Source organism: Pseudomonas songnenensis, assembly GCF_003696315.1.
Lineage (GTDB): Bacteria > Pseudomonadota > Gammaproteobacteria > Pseudomonadales > Pseudomonadaceae > Stutzerimonas > Stutzerimonas songnenensis.
Genome location: NZ_RFFN01000002.1, coordinates 68,334 through 82,889 on the forward strand (window position 1 = coordinate 68,334; position 14,556 = coordinate 82,889).

At 64.1% G+C, this 14,556-nt stretch carries 14 protein-coding genes; 5 read left to right on the forward strand and 9 right to left on the reverse strand.

Going from position 1 to position 14,556, the window contains the following annotated elements; translation table 11 throughout:
* Positions 1–86: 86 nt before the first annotated feature.
* The 7 genes from EA798_RS04660 to puuE all read right to left on the reverse strand — a co-directional run bounded on the left by EA798_RS04660 (position 87) and on the right by puuE (position 7,717).
* Positions 87–1,634 (reverse strand): cation:proton antiporter family protein, encoded by a 1,548-nt coding sequence (locus EA798_RS04660; protein WP_106157889.1) that lies wholly within the window; start codon positions 1,632–1,634, stop codon positions 87–89.
* 128 nt (positions 1,635–1,762) lie between these two features.
* A complete protein-coding gene (locus EA798_RS04665; protein ID WP_122098222.1) occupies positions 1,763–3,103 on the reverse strand; it encodes a nucleobase:cation symporter-2 family protein in 1,341 nt (446 codons plus the stop codon).
* A gap of 147 nt (positions 3,104–3,250) precedes the next feature.
* The gene (locus EA798_RS04670) at positions 3,251–4,477 is read right to left on the reverse strand and encodes a urate hydroxylase PuuD (protein ID WP_106157891.1); all 1,227 of its coding nucleotides are present in this window, start codon (positions 4,475–4,477) and stop codon (positions 3,251–3,253) included.
* Positions 4,478–4,564: 87 nt separating this feature from the next.
* Positions 4,565–5,077 (reverse strand): ureidoglycolate lyase, encoded by a 513-nt coding sequence (locus EA798_RS04675; RefSeq protein ID WP_122098223.1) that lies wholly within the window; start codon positions 5,075–5,077, stop codon positions 4,565–4,567.
* A 122-nt stretch (positions 5,078–5,199) separates the two neighbouring features.
* Positions 5,200–6,195: an allantoicase gene (gene alc, locus EA798_RS04680; RefSeq protein WP_122098224.1), complete on the reverse strand. Its 996-nt coding sequence runs from the start codon at positions 6,193–6,195 to the stop codon at positions 5,200–5,202.
* Positions 6,196–6,272: 77 nt separating this feature from the next.
* Positions 6,273–6,788, reverse strand: coding sequence for a 2-oxo-4-hydroxy-4-carboxy-5-ureidoimidazoline decarboxylase (gene uraD, locus EA798_RS04685; protein ID WP_122098225.1), 516 nt, complete (start codon positions 6,786–6,788; stop codon positions 6,273–6,275).
* A complete protein-coding gene (gene puuE / locus EA798_RS04690; protein ID WP_122098226.1) occupies positions 6,788–7,717 on the reverse strand; it encodes an allantoinase PuuE in 930 nt (309 codons plus the stop codon). Before puuE ends, uraD begins: the two co-directional genes overlap by 1 nt.
* Positions 7,718–7,998: 281 nt before the next feature.
* Here puuE and uraH point away from each other — a divergent pair, with 281 nt between their 5' ends.
* Positions 7,999–8,352 carry a hydroxyisourate hydrolase gene (gene uraH, locus EA798_RS04695; RefSeq protein WP_045158910.1) on the forward strand — a complete coding sequence of 118 codons (354 nt, stop codon included), beginning with the start codon at positions 7,999–8,001 and terminating at the stop codon, positions 8,350–8,352.
* Positions 8,353–8,605: 253 nt separating this feature from the next.
* Here the strand turns inward: uraH and EA798_RS04700 are convergent, their stop codons facing one another.
* Both EA798_RS04700 and EA798_RS04705 read right to left on the reverse strand, forming a co-directional pair.
* Positions 8,606–9,232 carry a LysE family translocator gene (locus tag EA798_RS04700; protein WP_122098227.1) on the reverse strand — a complete coding sequence of 209 codons (627 nt, stop codon included), beginning with the start codon at positions 9,230–9,232 and terminating at the stop codon, positions 8,606–8,608.
* A gap of 64 nt (positions 9,233–9,296) precedes the next feature.
* Entirely contained in the window at positions 9,297–10,643 is a 1,347-nt protein-coding gene (locus tag EA798_RS04705; protein ID WP_106158815.1) for an NCS2 family permease, read from the reverse strand.
* Between the two features lie 347 nt (positions 10,644–10,990).
* Between EA798_RS04705 and EA798_RS04710 the strand changes: the two genes are divergently transcribed.
* From EA798_RS04710 to EA798_RS04725, 4 genes are all read left to right on the forward strand, one after another.
* Complete coding sequence (locus EA798_RS04710) at positions 10,991–11,746, forward strand: GntR family transcriptional regulator (RefSeq protein WP_106157897.1); 756 nt, start codon at positions 10,991–10,993, stop codon at positions 11,744–11,746.
* Positions 11,747–12,059: 313 nt separating this feature from the next.
* Positions 12,060–12,731 carry a metal ABC transporter ATP-binding protein gene (locus tag EA798_RS04715; protein WP_122098659.1) on the forward strand — a complete coding sequence of 224 codons (672 nt, stop codon included), beginning with the start codon at positions 12,060–12,062 and terminating at the stop codon, positions 12,729–12,731.
* A gap of 41 nt (positions 12,732–12,772) precedes the next feature.
* The gene (locus EA798_RS04720) at positions 12,773–13,591 is read left to right on the forward strand and encodes a metal ABC transporter permease (protein WP_165362572.1); all 819 of its coding nucleotides are present in this window, start codon (positions 12,773–12,775) and stop codon (positions 13,589–13,591) included.
* Between the two features lie 9 nt (positions 13,592–13,600).
* Entirely contained in the window at positions 13,601–14,473 is an 873-nt protein-coding gene (locus EA798_RS04725) for a metal ABC transporter substrate-binding protein (RefSeq protein WP_122098229.1), read from the forward strand.
* Positions 14,474–14,556 lie beyond the last annotated feature (83 nt).

The following is a 14,556-nucleotide window of genomic DNA, read 5'->3' on the forward strand; positions in this document are numbered from 1 at the left end:
GGATAGCCCGACTATAGCAATCTGTGGACAGGCGTTGGAACAATAAATTTTTGGATTGTGTACAAGATGACCGGTGGTCGCACCGCTTACCTTGATTCCAGCTCCCGTGCCACGTTTTCGGCCAGGCCGGCACCGGCTTCGCTCATGGTCAGGTAGGTACGGTCGGCGCCGGCTTCCTGAATGCGCTGGGCTATGTCCTCGTACATGGCATGGGAGACGACCAGCCCGCGGAAGCCGCTTTCGCGCAGTTTGCGGGTCGAGATGATCTTGGCCTCCGGATCGTTCATTGCCAGGATCACGGCCTCGACCTGGTTCATCTCCAGGCTCTGCCAGAACATCTGGTCCTCGGCATCGGCGAAGAGAATCTTGCGTCCTTCCTGGGTGTTTTTTTCCACCATCACCGGGTCGGAGTCGAGGCTGATCAGGCGAAAGCCCTTCTGCGCCAGATAGTCGTAGGCGGCCCGCCCCGTGCGCCCCATGCCCATGATCAGGATGCGCGCGTCGCCCAGCGACACCGGTTGTTCGTCCGGGTGGCGAATGTTGCGCTCGCAACGAATCAGCCGCGGCGCCAGGCGTTCGTACAGCGGGTGGGCGACGCGGTTAAGCTGCGCGGAAATGATGAACGACAGGGCCACCGTGATCGCCAGTGGCATCAGCCATTGCGGCAGTACCACGCTGGCGACGATCAGGCCGAACTCGCTGTAGTTGGTCAGGCTGGTCGCGCTGAGAAAGGCGCTGCGTGCACGCAGGCGGAAGGCGATGAACAGGCCGAAGAACAGCACGCCCTTGAGCGGCAGCAGCAACGCCATGGCGAAGGCGAACCACAGGGCGTCGGCATCCGGCAGCCCGCCGATGCCGATCTTGAGGAAGAAGCCGACCAGGAACACTTCCTTGATCGCCCACAGCGAGTTGGATAGCTCACTGGCGCGCTTGTGCTTGGCCAGCATGGCACCGAAGGCCAGGGCGCCCAGTTCGGAACTCAGGCCGACATATTCGAAGCCGAGGCCGCCTGCGACCAGTGCCAGCATCAGGCCGAGCAGCACCATCAGTTCTTCGTGGCCGCTGTGGTCGAGCAGGCGGAACAGCACGGGTCGCAACAGCGGCAGCAGGAACACCAGCAACGCCCAGGCGGAAGGCAACTTGCCGGCGGCGAGGCTCATCACCACCAGGGCGATGAGGTCCTGGATGATCAGCACGCCGATGGCGACGCGGCCATGGAAGGCGCGCAGCTCGCGCTTGCTTTCCAGCACCTTGGCGGCGAGCACGGTACTGGAGAATGACAGGGCGATGGCCAGCAGCATTGCTTCGCGCCAGTCGCTGTCGAGGATCAGCATGATTGCGGGCAGTACCAGCACGCTGGATATGAGGAAGTGCAGCAGGCTGCCGCCAATGACTTCGCGGCGCACCAGATTGCCAAGCTTGAGCTTGAGCCCCACGGTGAACAGCAGCAGGAGCACGCCCAGATGCGCCAGATGGTCGAGGATGATGCTGTCGTTCTGGGTGATGCCGACATAGTCACCGGCCGCTGCCAGTGCAAAACCGGCGCCCAGATAGCCGATCAGTGGCGGGAGGCCGATGAAGCGGGCAAGCAGCCCGAGGGCGAAGGCGAAGGCAATCCAGCTGGCTTCAATCACGGGCGGCGTCCGGCGCAGAGGAGGGGCGCGGCATTTTAACGGGATGTGCCGGCTTGTCGAGCTGACCTCGTGGCAGCAGAGCGAAGGCGGTGGGTAGGGCGGCCCGTGCTGGGCCGCCAGGGGATCACTCAGGCGTGAGCCGAGCCGGTCAGTGCCTCGCGCTCGGGGCCGCCGAGCACATTGAACAACAGGTTCAGCGCCACCGCGCTCAGTGTCGCCAGGGCGATGCCGCTGTGGGTGATCGGCTCCAGCCAGTGCGGCAGCTGCGCGAAGAACTCCGGGCGAATCACGGGGATCATGCCCAGGCCGATGCTCACGGCCACCAGCAGCTGGTTGCGCCGATCACTGATATCGGCTTCCTGGAGGATCTTGATGCCGGTCGCCGCGACCATGCCGAACATGGCGATACCGGCGCCGCCGAGCACTGCGGCGGGTATCGAGGCGACCAGGAACGCCGCTTTCGGCAGCAGGCTCAGGGCGATCAGGATCAGCCCGGCGATCGCGGTGACGTAGCGGCTGCGCACGCCGGTCATCTGCACGAGGCCGATGTTCTGCGCGAACGATGAATGGGTGAAGGTATTCATGAAGCCGGCCAGGAAGGTCGCGCCTGCATCGCACAGCAGCCCGCGGCGCAACCGTTGCGGGTCGACCGTTTCGCCGGTGATCCGCCCGAGTGCCAGAAACATGCCCGCCGACTCGACGAAAATGATCACCACCACCAGGCACATCGAGAGGATCGGCGCCAGCGAGAAGGTCGGCGTGCCGAAGTGGTTCGGTGTGACCACCTGCACCGCGGGCGCTGCGGCCATGCCGGAAAGGTCGACCATGCCCAGCGCACCAGCCAGTGCATAACCGAGGCCCATGCCGATCAGCACCGAAACGTTGACCCAGAACCCGCGCAGGAAGCGGTTGACCAGCAGGATGGTGCCGAGCACCGCCGCCGCGATGCCGAGGTAGTGCACACTGCCGAACTGGCTGGTGCTGCTGCCGCCGCCGGCCCAGTTCACCGCCACCGGAAACAGCGACAGGCCGATGGCGGTGATCACGGTGCCGGTCACCAGCGGCGGGAAGAAGCGCACGATGCGGCAGACGAAGGGGGCGATCAGCAGGCCGAAGGCGCCGGCGGCGATGGTTGCGCCGAAGATGCCGGTCATGCCCACACCCGGCATGCCGGCCATGACTACCATGCTGCTCACCGCGGCGAAACTGGCGCCCATCATCACCGGCATGCGGATGCCCATCGGGCCGATGCCCAGCGACTGCACCAGCGTGGCGATGCCGGCGACCAGCAGGTCGGCATTGATCAGAAAGGCGATTTCATCGCGGGACAGTCCGGCCGCCTGGCCGACGATCAGCGGGACGGCGACGGCGCCGCCGTACATCAGCAGCACATGCTGCAGGCTCACCAGCAATTGCTGCAGCCAGGGCAGCCGATTCGCCCCGGCGGAGCGGGCGTTCAGATCGTTCATGCAAGATACCTCGGGCGCGTTTGTTATTGATTGTCGCGACAGCCCCCTGCACGGAGGGGCCGGTATGGCCTGCACCGGGGGCGTGCCCGGCGGTGAAACGTCGTCGCATAAAAAATCCGCACGCCATGCGTGCGGCTTGCCGCAGTCTCAGTTGATTCGGGCGCCCTTGGCGATCCAGTCACCGAGCAGGTCGCGCTCTTCCTGGGTCATCTGGGTGATGTTGCCCAGCGGCATGATCTGGCTGGCCACGGTCTGAGCATGGATCTTCGCCGCCTGCTGGCGGATCTGTTCGGGGCTGTCGAACATGACACCGGCCGGCGCGGCGCTGAACATCGGACTGCTCGGGTTCGCCGAATGGCAGACGGTGCAGCGCTCATGAATCACCGCGTTGACCTTGGCAAAGTCGGCGGCGCCGGCTGCGGCCTGGTTCGCCATGCTCGCCTGCTCCGGCGAGGTTGCTGCCAGGTTTGGTGCCGGTTGACGGTTCGGTGCGGTGACGTAGGCCAGACAGATCATGCCCAGCGCCGCGGCCGGCAGCGCCCAGGCGAAGCGGTTGCCGCTGTGGCGGGTGTTGAAGTAGTGGCGGGCCAGTACCGACAGCGCACCCAGTGCGGCGAGGATCAGCCAGTTGTACTGGCTGCCGTAGGTGCTCGGGAAGTGGTTGCTGATCATGATGAACAGCACCGGCAGGGTGAAGTAGTTGTTGTGCCGCGAACGCAGCAGACCCTTGGCCGGCAGCACCGGATCGGGCGTGCGGTTCTGCTCGATGGCGGCGACCAGTGCGCGCTGCGCCGGCATGATGATGCGGAACACGTTGCCGACCATGATGGTGCCGATCAGGGCGCCGGTGTGGATATAGGCCGCGCGACCGCTGAAGATCTGCGAATAGCCCCAGCAGGCGGCGATCACCAGCACGAACAGCACCAGGCCGAGCAGGGCGGGGGTCTTGCCCAGCGGCGAATCGCAGAGCAGGTCATAGACGAACCAGCCGACGATCAGCGAGCCGAAGCCGATGGCGATGGCTGCAGCCGGGGACAGTTCACTGCCCGGTGCGATCAGGTACAGGCTCGGGTTGAGGTAGTACACCACCATCAGCAGGGCCACACCGGACAGCCAGGTGGTGTAGGCCTCCCACTTGAACCAGTGCAGGTTCTCGGGCATCTGCGGCGGGGCGAGCTTGTATTTCTCCAGGTGGTAGATACCGCCACCGTGGATGGCCCAGAGGTCGCCCGAAAGCCCCTCGCGTGGGTTACTGCGGTTGAGGTTGTTCTCCAGCCAGACGAAGTAGAACGAGGCACCGATCCAGGCGATGCCGACGATCATGTGAATCCAGCGAATACTCAGGTTCAACCATTCGGTCAGATGTGCGTCCACGTTGATTACCTCTTTGCACGGTCGCCGTAGCGGCCGTCATTTCTTCTTATTGGAGTCGGCTTGAGTCCGTCGCGAGCGCGGCAGCACTCATGTCGATTTCCGTTGGGGGTCGAGGAGGAGTTGCTGGTCCTCCGTGAAGAAGTACTCGTCGCAGTTGTTGCCAGAACCGCTGCGATCGACCACCAGGAATTCATCCCGCTTTTCGATCGTCAGCACCGGGTGGTGCCAGACGCCGCGGTGGTAATTGACGCCCTGCCTGCCATTGCTGTGGAAGGCGCGGACGTGGCCCGGTACAGGTGCATCGCCAAGTGGCGCGACCACGACCAGAAAGGGGTTGCCGAGCAGCGGTATGAACGCCTGGCTGCCCTGCGGGTGTCGTTCGAGCATGCGGACCACCAGCGGCATTTCCAGCGCGTCAGCGGCGAAGATGCTGATGATGGCCTGGTCTTCCGGCTGCGCGGTCTCGACCGTCGCCAGCTTGTGATAGCGGCGGGTGGAACCGTTGTTGATCATGAAATAGTCGCTGCCTTCGGTTTCGATGACATCGCCGAATGGAGCGAAGGCTTCCTTGGTCAACGGTTCGATCTTGAGTGTGCGCATGCGGTGCTCGTTATCTTGATTGCTGAATCGAAGGGCGGCTGCAAACCGCCGTTGAGGCTGTCGGATCCGTAGCCTGGGCTTCAGTCCACGGCTACCACTCCCGGTCTTGCCCTTTGGCTCGCTTAGCGGGCCACCTTGCCAAACAGCCGTAGCCGGCTGACGCCGCCGTCCGGAAAGATGTTCAGGCGTACGTGGGTCACCGGGCCGAGCTTGGCGATCTGCTCACTGAACTCGTGCTCGGCGTGCATGGAGAGCTTCTGGCTGGGCAGCAGTTCGCGCCAGAACAGGCTCTGGGTCTCGATCTGGCTGTCGGTGCCGCCCTTCACGTAGGCCGCCTGGATCGAGCAGCTGTCCGGGTAGTTGCCCTTGAAGTGCAGGGTATCGACGACGATGCGCTCGATCTCGCCCGGGTGGCCGAGGGCGACGATCACCCAGTCGTTGCCCGGGGTACGGCGGCGGGCGGTTTCCCAGCCGTCGCCCATGTTCTCGCCGCGGTTCGGGTTGAGAATGTTGCTCATGCGCCCGAAGTGCTCGTCCGAGCAGGCCAGTGCGCGGCCGCCATTGAGGGCGGCCGCCAGGTCGACCTGCTCGTTGTCGCCGACGCTGCGCCAGTCGCGGTACGGGATGCCGTGCACGCGCAGGCGGGCGACGCCGCCGTCCGGGTAGATGTTGAAGCGCAGGTGACTGACCGGCTTGTCGAAGGCGATCTCGTGGTAGTGGTGGCTGTTGCCCTTGAGCTCCACGGCCGGAAGGACTTCGGTCCAGACAGTCGCGTCGCTCGGGTCGCCGTCGGCGACGAAGCAGGCTTCCAGCGAGGCAGATGGCGGGTAGTTGCCGGTGAAGTGGCTGGTGTCGATGTCCACGCCCTTGATCCAGCCCGGTACGCCGAGGCGGATCACCGCGTGGTCGTAACCTTCGAAACGCTTGCGGCGCGACTCCCAGCCGTCCATCCACTTGCCGTTGTCATCGAATACGCCTTCCTTCCATACGGCAGGCGTCGGCTGGAACAGCCGGTTGACGTCGGCGAACCAGTCGTCGGTGACGGAAATGGCGCGGGTCCCCAGGCGTGCGTCGGCCAGGTTGACGTATTTCTCGAAGGGTACGGCGTAAGCTTTCATCGCGATCTGCCTTGAAATGGAGTGGAGCGTTCTGCCCTTGCTGCCTGTACTGCGGTGGTGCCTGTTCCCTTTTCCGGCTACATGGCCTGCAGGCGGAACAGGGCGATCTTGTTGATCTCCGCCAGTGCCCGGACGAATTCCTGTTCCGGGCTGTTGTGGATGCGCTCCTCGAACGCGGCGAGGATCTGATGCCGGTTGCTGCCCTTGACCGCCATGATGAAGGGAAAGCCGAACCTGGCCTTGTAGGCGTCGTTGAGTTCGGTGAAGCGGGCGAACTCGTCGGGCGTGCACTCATGGATGCCCGCGCCTGCCTGTTCGGACGTGCTGGCGGCAGTCAGCTCGCCGCGCACGGCCGCCTTGCCGGCCAGATCCGGGTGCGCATTGACCAGCGCGAGCTGGGTGTCGTGGTCGGCGGCGAGCATCGCCTGGGACAGGCGGGTGTGCATCACCTCGACGTAGTCCAGCGTCTCGTCGACGCCGGCGCCATAGACCGTCTCGGCGACCCAGGGCGAATGCTCGTAGACATCGGCGAAGGCGGCGACGAAGGCATCGCGGTCGAGGGTCGAGGGCTTGATTGTCTTGAACGGGGTCATCAATTGCGCTCCGCGGTCATGGGGTGGGTGGCGTGCCAGTGGCGGGCGATATCGACGCGGCGGGCAAACCAGACCTTGTCATGCCCCTTGGCGTATTCGACGAAGCGCTGCAGCGCGGCCAGACGAGCGGGGCGACCCAGCAGGCGGCAATGCATGCCGATGGACAGCATTTTCGGCGCACCTTCGCAGCCTTCGGCGTAGAGCACGTCGAAGGCGTCCTTCAGGTACTGGTAGAAGTCGTCACCCTTGTTGAAGCCCTGCACCTGGGTGAAGCGCATGTCGTTGGTGTCCAGCGTATAGGGGATCACCAGGTGCGGCTTGACCGGCGTGGATTCCAGGTCCCAGTAGGGCAGGTCGTCATCGTAGGTGTCCGAGTCGTAGAGAAAGCCGCCTTCCTCGCGCACCAGGCGCCGGGTACTGGGGCTGGTGCGGCCGGTGTACCAGCCCAGCGGGCGCTCGCCGGTGAGCTCCGTGAGGATGCGGATGGCCTCGAGCATGTGCTCGCGCTCCTGGGCCTCATCCATGTATTGGTAGTCGATCCAGCGATAACCGTGGCTGCAGATCTCGTGGCCGTCGGCGACCATGGCCTTGATCACCTCCGGATGGCGCTGCGCGGCCATGGCCACGGCGAAGATGGTCAGCGGAATGTCGTGGCGCTTGAACAGCTTGAGCAGGCGCCAGACGCCGGCGCGGCTGCCGTATTCATAGAGCGACTCCATGCTCATGTTGCGCACGCCCTGCAGGGGTTGCGCCGCGACCATCTCGGAGAGGAAGGCTTCAGATTCCTTGTCGCCATGCAGCACGCTGCGCTCGCCGCCTTCCTCGTAGTTCAGCACGAAGGACAGGGCGATACGGGCGTCGCCCGGCCATTGCGGATGGGGCGGGTTGCTGGCGTAACCGATCAAGTCGCGTGGGTAGTCGGCGCTCACTGGGCTGCTTCCTGTGTGGCGGGTCGTGATGTAACGACCGGATGGCCAGATTGTATACAAATCGATGCGTGGCTTGTAAATAGCTTTTTCACGGAGCTTGCTGCGAAACACCGCTGCCGGCGGTTTTCAAGCGGGCCGTCACGACAGACGGTGTCTGCAGAGAACGGGCCAACTGTCGCTCTCTTGGATTGTGTACAAAAATATATTAAAATTGTCTTGAGTCTGTTGTTCGCGCTGGCTATGCTCCGGGTCAGTTTCCATTCAACAGAGCGGAGGTGCCCGTGGGCCGTTTGACCACACACGTACTCGATGCCGCCCACGGTTGCCCGGGCAGCGGAATCAAGGTGGAGCTGTATCGCGTCGAGGATCAGGGCCTGACCCTGGTCGCCACGCGTGAAACCAACGCCGATGGCCGCTGCGACAGCCCGCTGCTGGACGGCGCGGACTACCGGTCCGGGGTCTATCAGCTGCATTTCCACGCTGGCGACTACTACCGTGGTCGCGGTGTGACGCTGGGGGCGCCGGCGTTCCTCGACGAGGTGGTGCTGCGCTTCGGCATCGATGCCGGGCAGGATCACTATCACGTGCCGCTGCTGATTTCGCCGTACAGCTATTCGACCTATCGGGGTAGCTGAGGCGGCGCCTGTTCAGTGCTGACTCTTATGGAGTCCCTTTTGCCCGCCGTAATGGCGGGTTTTTTATTGGTGAGAGTCGAAGCGCGTGATGAGCAGCGGTCCGCAGCACCTGCGTGGGCGGGTGACCGCGAAGACGTCGGTACGGAACTCACTCGGGTGCGCAGCGCGTTCATCGGGACGGACTGCAGGTTGCGCTGCGGCAGGCGTGTCGCCTCCATCACGTCGCGAGCCGGCGCTGCCAACGCAGGCCGAGTCACCGACTCATCAAGGACGCCGCTCCCGCGCTACCAAACAGTGCCGCGCTGGTCCGGTTGAACCACGCATGCCCTTTCCCGGTGCGCAGATAGCGCGCCGCCCCCTGCGCGCCGAATCCGTAGGCCAGCTTGCAGCACAGGTCCAGCACCGCCCAGGTCAGGGTCATCACCAGCAGCTGTGGCAGCAGCGGCTGCCCCGCGCTGAGAAACTGCGGCAGGAAGGCGGCGAAGAAAAGGATGTCCTTCGGGTTGCTGCCTCCCAGAATGAAGGCTCGGCCGAACAACCGTCTGAAGCGCGGGGCGAGGGCCGGGCTTTCGATCTCGCGGGCAGCCGGTGCCTGACGTGCCTCCTGCCAGCACTGCCAGGCGAGGTAGAACAGGTACAGCGCACCGACCAGCTTGAGCGCGCTGAACAGTCGTTCCGAAGCCATCAACAACGCGCCGAGGCCCAGCGCCGAGGCGCTGAGCAGGGCGATGGAGGCGGTCATGCCGCCGAGAAAGGCTGGCCAGGAGCGGCGCACTCCGTAGCTCAGGCTGTTGCTGATCATCAACAGCGACAGCGGCCCGGGGATGAGGATCACCACCAGCGCTGCACTCGCATATAACAACCAGGTTTCCAGACTCATCACACTCTCCTGAGAAATAGAAAAGCCCCGCCGCAATGCGGCGGGGCGGTGACGTGCGCCTCGTTCAGAGAAACGCGAACTTGGCGATGAAGATCACGCACAGCACGTAGAGGCTGATGGAGACTTTGTCGCGCTGGCCAGTCAACAGCTTGAGCGTTGCGTAGGTCAAGAAACCCAGGGCGATGCCGTTGGCGATGGAGAAGGTCAGCGGCATCATCACCACGGTGACGATGGCCGGGATGGTGTCGGTGTGGTCCTTCCAGTCGATGTTGGCCAGCCCGCTCATCATCAGCATCGCCACGTAAATCAGCGCGCCGGCGGTGGCGTACGCCGGAATCATGCCGGCCAGCGGGGCGAAGAACATCGCGATCAGGAACAGCACACCGACGGTCACTGCGGTCAGCCCGGTGCGGCCGCCGGCGGCGACGCCCGAGGCGCTTTCCACGTAGCTGGTCACCGGCGGGCAGCCAACGAAGGCGCCAACCACGCTGGAACTGCTGTCCGCCTTCAGCGCGCGGGACAGGTTCTCGATCTTGCCGTCCTCGTTCACCAGGTTGGCACGATGGGCGACGCCCATCAGGGTCCCGGCGGTATCGAACATGTTCACGAAGAGGAAGGCGAGGATCACGCTGACCATTGCCACGTTGAGCGCACCGGCGATATCCATCGCCAGCCAGGTCGGCGCCAGGCTCGGCGGCATCGACACCAGGCCGTTGTACTCGACCAGCCCCAAGGCCCAGCCGATGGCGGTCACTGCCAGCATGCTGACGAGGATCGCGCCGAACACGTTGCGGTGGCTGAGTACCGCGATCATCAGAAAGCACACCGCGGCGAGCAGGGCGGTGGGTTCGCCGAACGAGCCCATGGTCAGCAGGGTGGCCGGGCTGTCGACCACGATGCCGGCGGTCTTCAGGCCGATCAGCCCGAGGAACAGGCCGACCCCCGCGCCCATGGCGAAGCGCAGGCTCATGGGGATGCTGTTGAGCAACCATTCGCGGATGCGCGACAGGCTCATGATCATGAACAGCACGCCGGAGATGAACACCGCACCCAGGGCGATCTGCCAGCTGTAGCCCATCTCGCCAACCACTGTGTAGGTGAAGAAGGCGTTCAGGCCCATGCCTGGCGCCAGGCCGACCGGCCAGTTGGCGTACAGGCCCATCAACAGGCAGCCGAGCGCGGCACCGATGCAGGTCGCAACGAAGGCAGCGCCGTGGTCGATGCCGGCGTCGGCCATGATGTTCGGGTTGACGAAGATGATGTAGGCCATGGTGACGAAGGTCGTCAGGCCGGCGAGCAGTTCGGTACGGATGCTGGTGCGGTGTTCGCTGAGCTTGAACAGGCGGTCCAGCCAGCCGGGGGCGGTGCGTTGCAAGGGTGCTGCCTGGGGCTTGCGCTTGATGCTTTCCACTGGGCGTTCCTCATCGTTCTTGTTGTCGATCACCCGGAGCGTGAGTACTCCCGAGGGGCGGGTGATGGTGGGCCCTTCGTTCTGTTAGTTGACCGAAAGGTCAGGAAGGGCTGTCCGGATTATGCTTTTGTATACAAGAATTGCAAACACTAAATCGTGTAGCTGCCTGAATGTGGTGGGCTGGCCAGTGCGGATTGTATGAAAGCTGCCTGTGGCGGCGGCTTTGGTCCCTTTCTTTGTGCACAAGCTAAACGGGCTTTTAGCGATTTATTTGCCTGACGAGCTGCCCGTCACGTCGTGAACCCAGTAAAGTTCGGCCTTGCCGACACCTCATTTGCGAGCCATCGATGAACGAACAGTTGCAGCCCCTGAAGAAGCCGAACAAGACCGGCAAGACTCGCACCGGGACGCAGGACGATATCGTTTATGCCCACATCTTCGACGCCATCCTCGAGCAACGCCTGGCCCCGGGCACCAAGCTCAGCGAGGAGGCCCTGGGCGAGATCTTCGGTGTCAGCCGCACCATCATCCGCCGCGCACTGTCGAGGCTGGCCCATGAGGGCGTGGTGCTGCTGCGCCCCAATCGCGGCGCGGTGGTGGCGAGCCCGAGCGTCGAGGAGGCACGGCAGATCTTCTTCGCCCGTCGCTTGGTGGAAAAGGCCATTACCGAACTGGCGGTGCAGCACGCCAGTGACGCGCAACTGGCCGAGCTGCGGCAGATGGTGATCGACGAGCGCGACTGCTTCGCTCGCGGCGATCGCGGCGCCGGCATCCGTCTGTCAGGCGAATTCCACCTCAAGCTGGCGGAGGCGGCGAAGAACGCACCATTGGTGAGCTTCCAGCGCAGCCTGGTGTCGCAGACTTCGCTGATCATCGCGCAGTACGAAAGTGGCAGCCGATCGCACTGTTCCTACGATGAGCACAACGAACTGATCGATGCCATCGCCGCCCGCGACAGCGATAAAGCGGTGCGCCTGATGATGCATCACATGGACCACATCGACAGCAAGCTCAACCTCGAGGAAGACAGCGCCTCGGGCGACCTGCACGCGGTTTTCTCGCATCTGACGCTGGCAAAGAAGAAGCCCCGCACGGCTCGCTAGCGCTACCCACCCCGCGCGCTGGCTTGTCCTGAGCCTGCGCCGTCAGTTCTCACCCGCGGTATCGCTGAGCCATGAGAACCGGCTCACCATCGTGAGCACCCGTCACTCCCGGCCTCGGCAGCAGGCATAGCCCTATTTCATGCGCTCCCGCTCGATCTGGTCGGCACGTCAGTGCTGCCCAGTACAAGACATCGGGCTCCTCTCGGTGTTGTTATGTTATAACTATTACATTGAGCGCGCGGGTATCGCCTGTTGCTGTTAGCGGAGGTCCGAGCAGCGCGCATGGTCTGGGATGCTGAATACCGAGGTAATGATGATCGAATGCCACGGCCTGCAATGGGGCGCGGGTGGACGTCCGCTAACGCCGCCAGTGGATCTGCAGTTGGCTGCGGGCAGCCTGACCGCTGTCATTGGCAGCAACGGATCGGGCAAGAGCAGCCTGCTCAAGGTAATCGCCGGTTTGGATCGCCCTTTGGCGGGACGCATAGATCTGGGCGTATCGCTGCTGGGCGGTGTCTCCTATCTGCCGCAACAGCAGCATGTGGATAGGCAGTTTCCGATCCGACTTGCCGAACTGGTGAGCGCCGGTTTCTGGCGTAGCCGGCTCGGACGCGACGAGCGCCGGGCACGGCTGCGGCAGACGTTGGCGGATTGGGGACTGCTTGATCTGCAAACCCAGGGGCTGCATGCGTTGTCCGGCGGCGAGCTGCAGCGCGCCTTGCTGGCAAGACTGAGCCTGACCGATGCCCAGGTGCTGTTGCTCGACGAGCCCGAAGCGGCGCTGGACGATGTTGGCCTGGGTTTGCTCTGGCGGCACATCGAGCGTTGGCAGCGCGAAGGGAGGACGCTGGTACTGGTCAGCCATAACCTTGCCGGGCTGAGTCATCACCACTGTGACGGCTTGCTGATCGCTCGCAGCGGCTGCATCAAGGCGCCGATCCGCCAGTTCATGGCCGAGCGGCAACGGCTCGGACAGGTCGCGTGACGCCGGATCTGCTCTGGGCGCCGTTCGGCGAATTTGCCTTCATGCGTCGAGCGCTGCTCGGTGGCGTTGCGCTTGCCTGCAGCGCGGGGCCGTTGGGCGTCTTTCTGATCTTGCGGCGGATGAGCCTGATGGGGGATGCGATCGCCCATGGCATCCTGCCCGGTGCCGCGCTGGCGTTCTGGCTATTCGGCCTGAGCCTGCCGGCGTTGACGGCCGGCGGGCTGGTAGCCGGCCTTGGCATGGCCGGCGCCGCAGCCTGGGTCACACGGCGCACCGGGCTGCGCGAGGACGCTAGCCTCGCCGCGCTGTATCCAATTTCGCTGGCCAGCGGCGTGCTGCTCCTTGGCCTGGCCGGGCGCAAGCTGGATCTGTTGCACCTGTTGTTCGGCTCGGCGCTGGCGGTCGATACCGCGACCCTGTACGGCATGCTCGGCACCGCGCTCTTCAGCCTGGCGGTGCTTGCGCTGAGCTATCGCGCCCTGGCGCTGGACAGCCTCGATCCGCTGTTCCTGCGCAGCATCAGCCGTTTCGGCCCGCTGGCGCACGCCGCGTTTCTGACGCTGGTGGTACTCAATCTGGTGATCGGTTTCCAGGCCATCGGCGCGTTGATGGTGGTGGGGCTGATGATGCTGCCGGCTGCCGCCGCGCGCTTCTGGAGCAGGCGGTTATTGATCCTGTTACCGCTCGCCGCGTTGATCGGTGCGGTGTGCGTGTGGCTCGGTCTGGTTCTTTCCTTCTACGCCAGCTTGCCCAGCGGGCCGTGCATCGTGCTCCTGGCCGGCGCCTTCTATCTGTTCTCGCTGGTGGCAGGCCCGGTAAATGGGCTGCTGCGCTCGACTCCTTTCCCCATCACCGTTTGAGGTATTCACATGCGTTACCTGCTTTTTGTGCTGGCCCTGTGGCTCCCGCTCTCACTGCAAGCCGCTGAAAAACTGCAGGTGGTGACGAGCTTCAGCATCCTCGCCGACCTGACCCGCGAGGTGGGTGGCGATCATGTCGAACTCACCAACCTGGTCGATGCCGATGCCGATGCTCATGTCTACGAGCCCAGCCCGGACGACGCCAAGGCGCTGCTGCGTGCCGACCTGATCATCGCCAATGGGCTGGGCTTCGAGCCGTGGCTGGAGCGCGTACTTGCCAGCAGCGAGCCCAAGGGCAAGCGCATTAATGCCAGTGCGGGCGTCGTTCCGCTGATGCTGGATGAAGATGGCGAGCGGGTGCCCGATCCGCATGCCTGGCAGAGCCTGACCAATGCCGAGATCTACGTGCGCAACATCGCCAAGGCACTCGGTGAACTGGACCCGGCCAATGTCGATGCTTACAACCAGCGCCGCGACGCTTACCTGACCCGTCTGCATGCACTGCTGAAGAAAGCCGATGCCAGTATCGGCAGCCTGCCGGCAAGCCAGCGCAAGGTTGTCACCAGCCACGATGCGTTCGGCTATCTCGGTCAGGCCTGGCAGCTCCAGTTCATCGCGCCGCAGGGATTGTCCACCCATGACGAGCCTTCGGCGGCTGAAGTCGCGGCCTTGATTCGGCAGATACGCAGCGAAGGGGTACGGGCGGTGTTCGTCGAGAACATCCGTGATCCACGGCTGATCCGCCAGATCGCCGACGAGGCCGGCGCCAAGGTCGGCGGGACTCTGTATTCGGATGCGCTGGCCAGCGAAGGGCCGGCCAGTACCTATCTCGGGATGTTCGAGCACAACCTCGATACGCTGATGGCCGCGCTCAAGCCGTAAGGTCGAGCGCGAGTCATTGATCGCTGCTCACCAAGCTCCGTGCGATCCGGCGGTGGATGTATAAGTGACATCCACCCTACGAA

What these genes read in the sequence shown, in the direction of transcription:
- EA798_RS04710 (WP_106157897.1), top strand. Translation starts at nt 10,991, where the DNA reads ATGAACGAACAGTTGCAGCCCCTGAAGAAGCCGAACAAGACCGGCAAG.
- EA798_RS04665 (WP_122098222.1), bottom strand. Translation starts at nt 3,103, where the DNA reads ATGAACGATCTGAACGCCCGCTCCGCCGGGGCGAATCGGCTGCCCTGG.
- EA798_RS04720 (WP_165362572.1), top strand. Translation starts at nt 12,773, where the DNA reads ATGCGTCGAGCGCTGCTCGGTGGCGTTGCGCTTGCCTGCAGCGCGGGG.
- uraD (WP_122098225.1), bottom strand. Translation starts at nt 6,788, where the DNA reads ATGACCCCGTTCAAGACAATCAAGCCCTCGACCCTCGACCGCGATGCC.
- EA798_RS04700 (WP_122098227.1), bottom strand. Translation starts at nt 9,232, where the DNA reads ATGAGTCTGGAAACCTGGTTGTTATATGCGAGTGCAGCGCTGGTGGTG.
- alc (WP_122098224.1), bottom strand. Translation starts at nt 6,195, where the DNA reads ATGAAAGCTTACGCCGTACCCTTCGAGAAATACGTCAACCTGGCCGAC.
- EA798_RS04715 (WP_122098659.1), top strand. Translation starts at nt 12,060, where the DNA reads ATGATCGAATGCCACGGCCTGCAATGGGGCGCGGGTGGACGTCCGCTA.
- EA798_RS04675 (WP_122098223.1), bottom strand. Translation starts at nt 5,077, where the DNA reads ATGCGCACACTCAAGATCGAACCGTTGACCAAGGAAGCCTTCGCTCCA.
- EA798_RS04725 (WP_122098229.1), top strand. Translation starts at nt 13,601, where the DNA reads ATGCGTTACCTGCTTTTTGTGCTGGCCCTGTGGCTCCCGCTCTCACTG.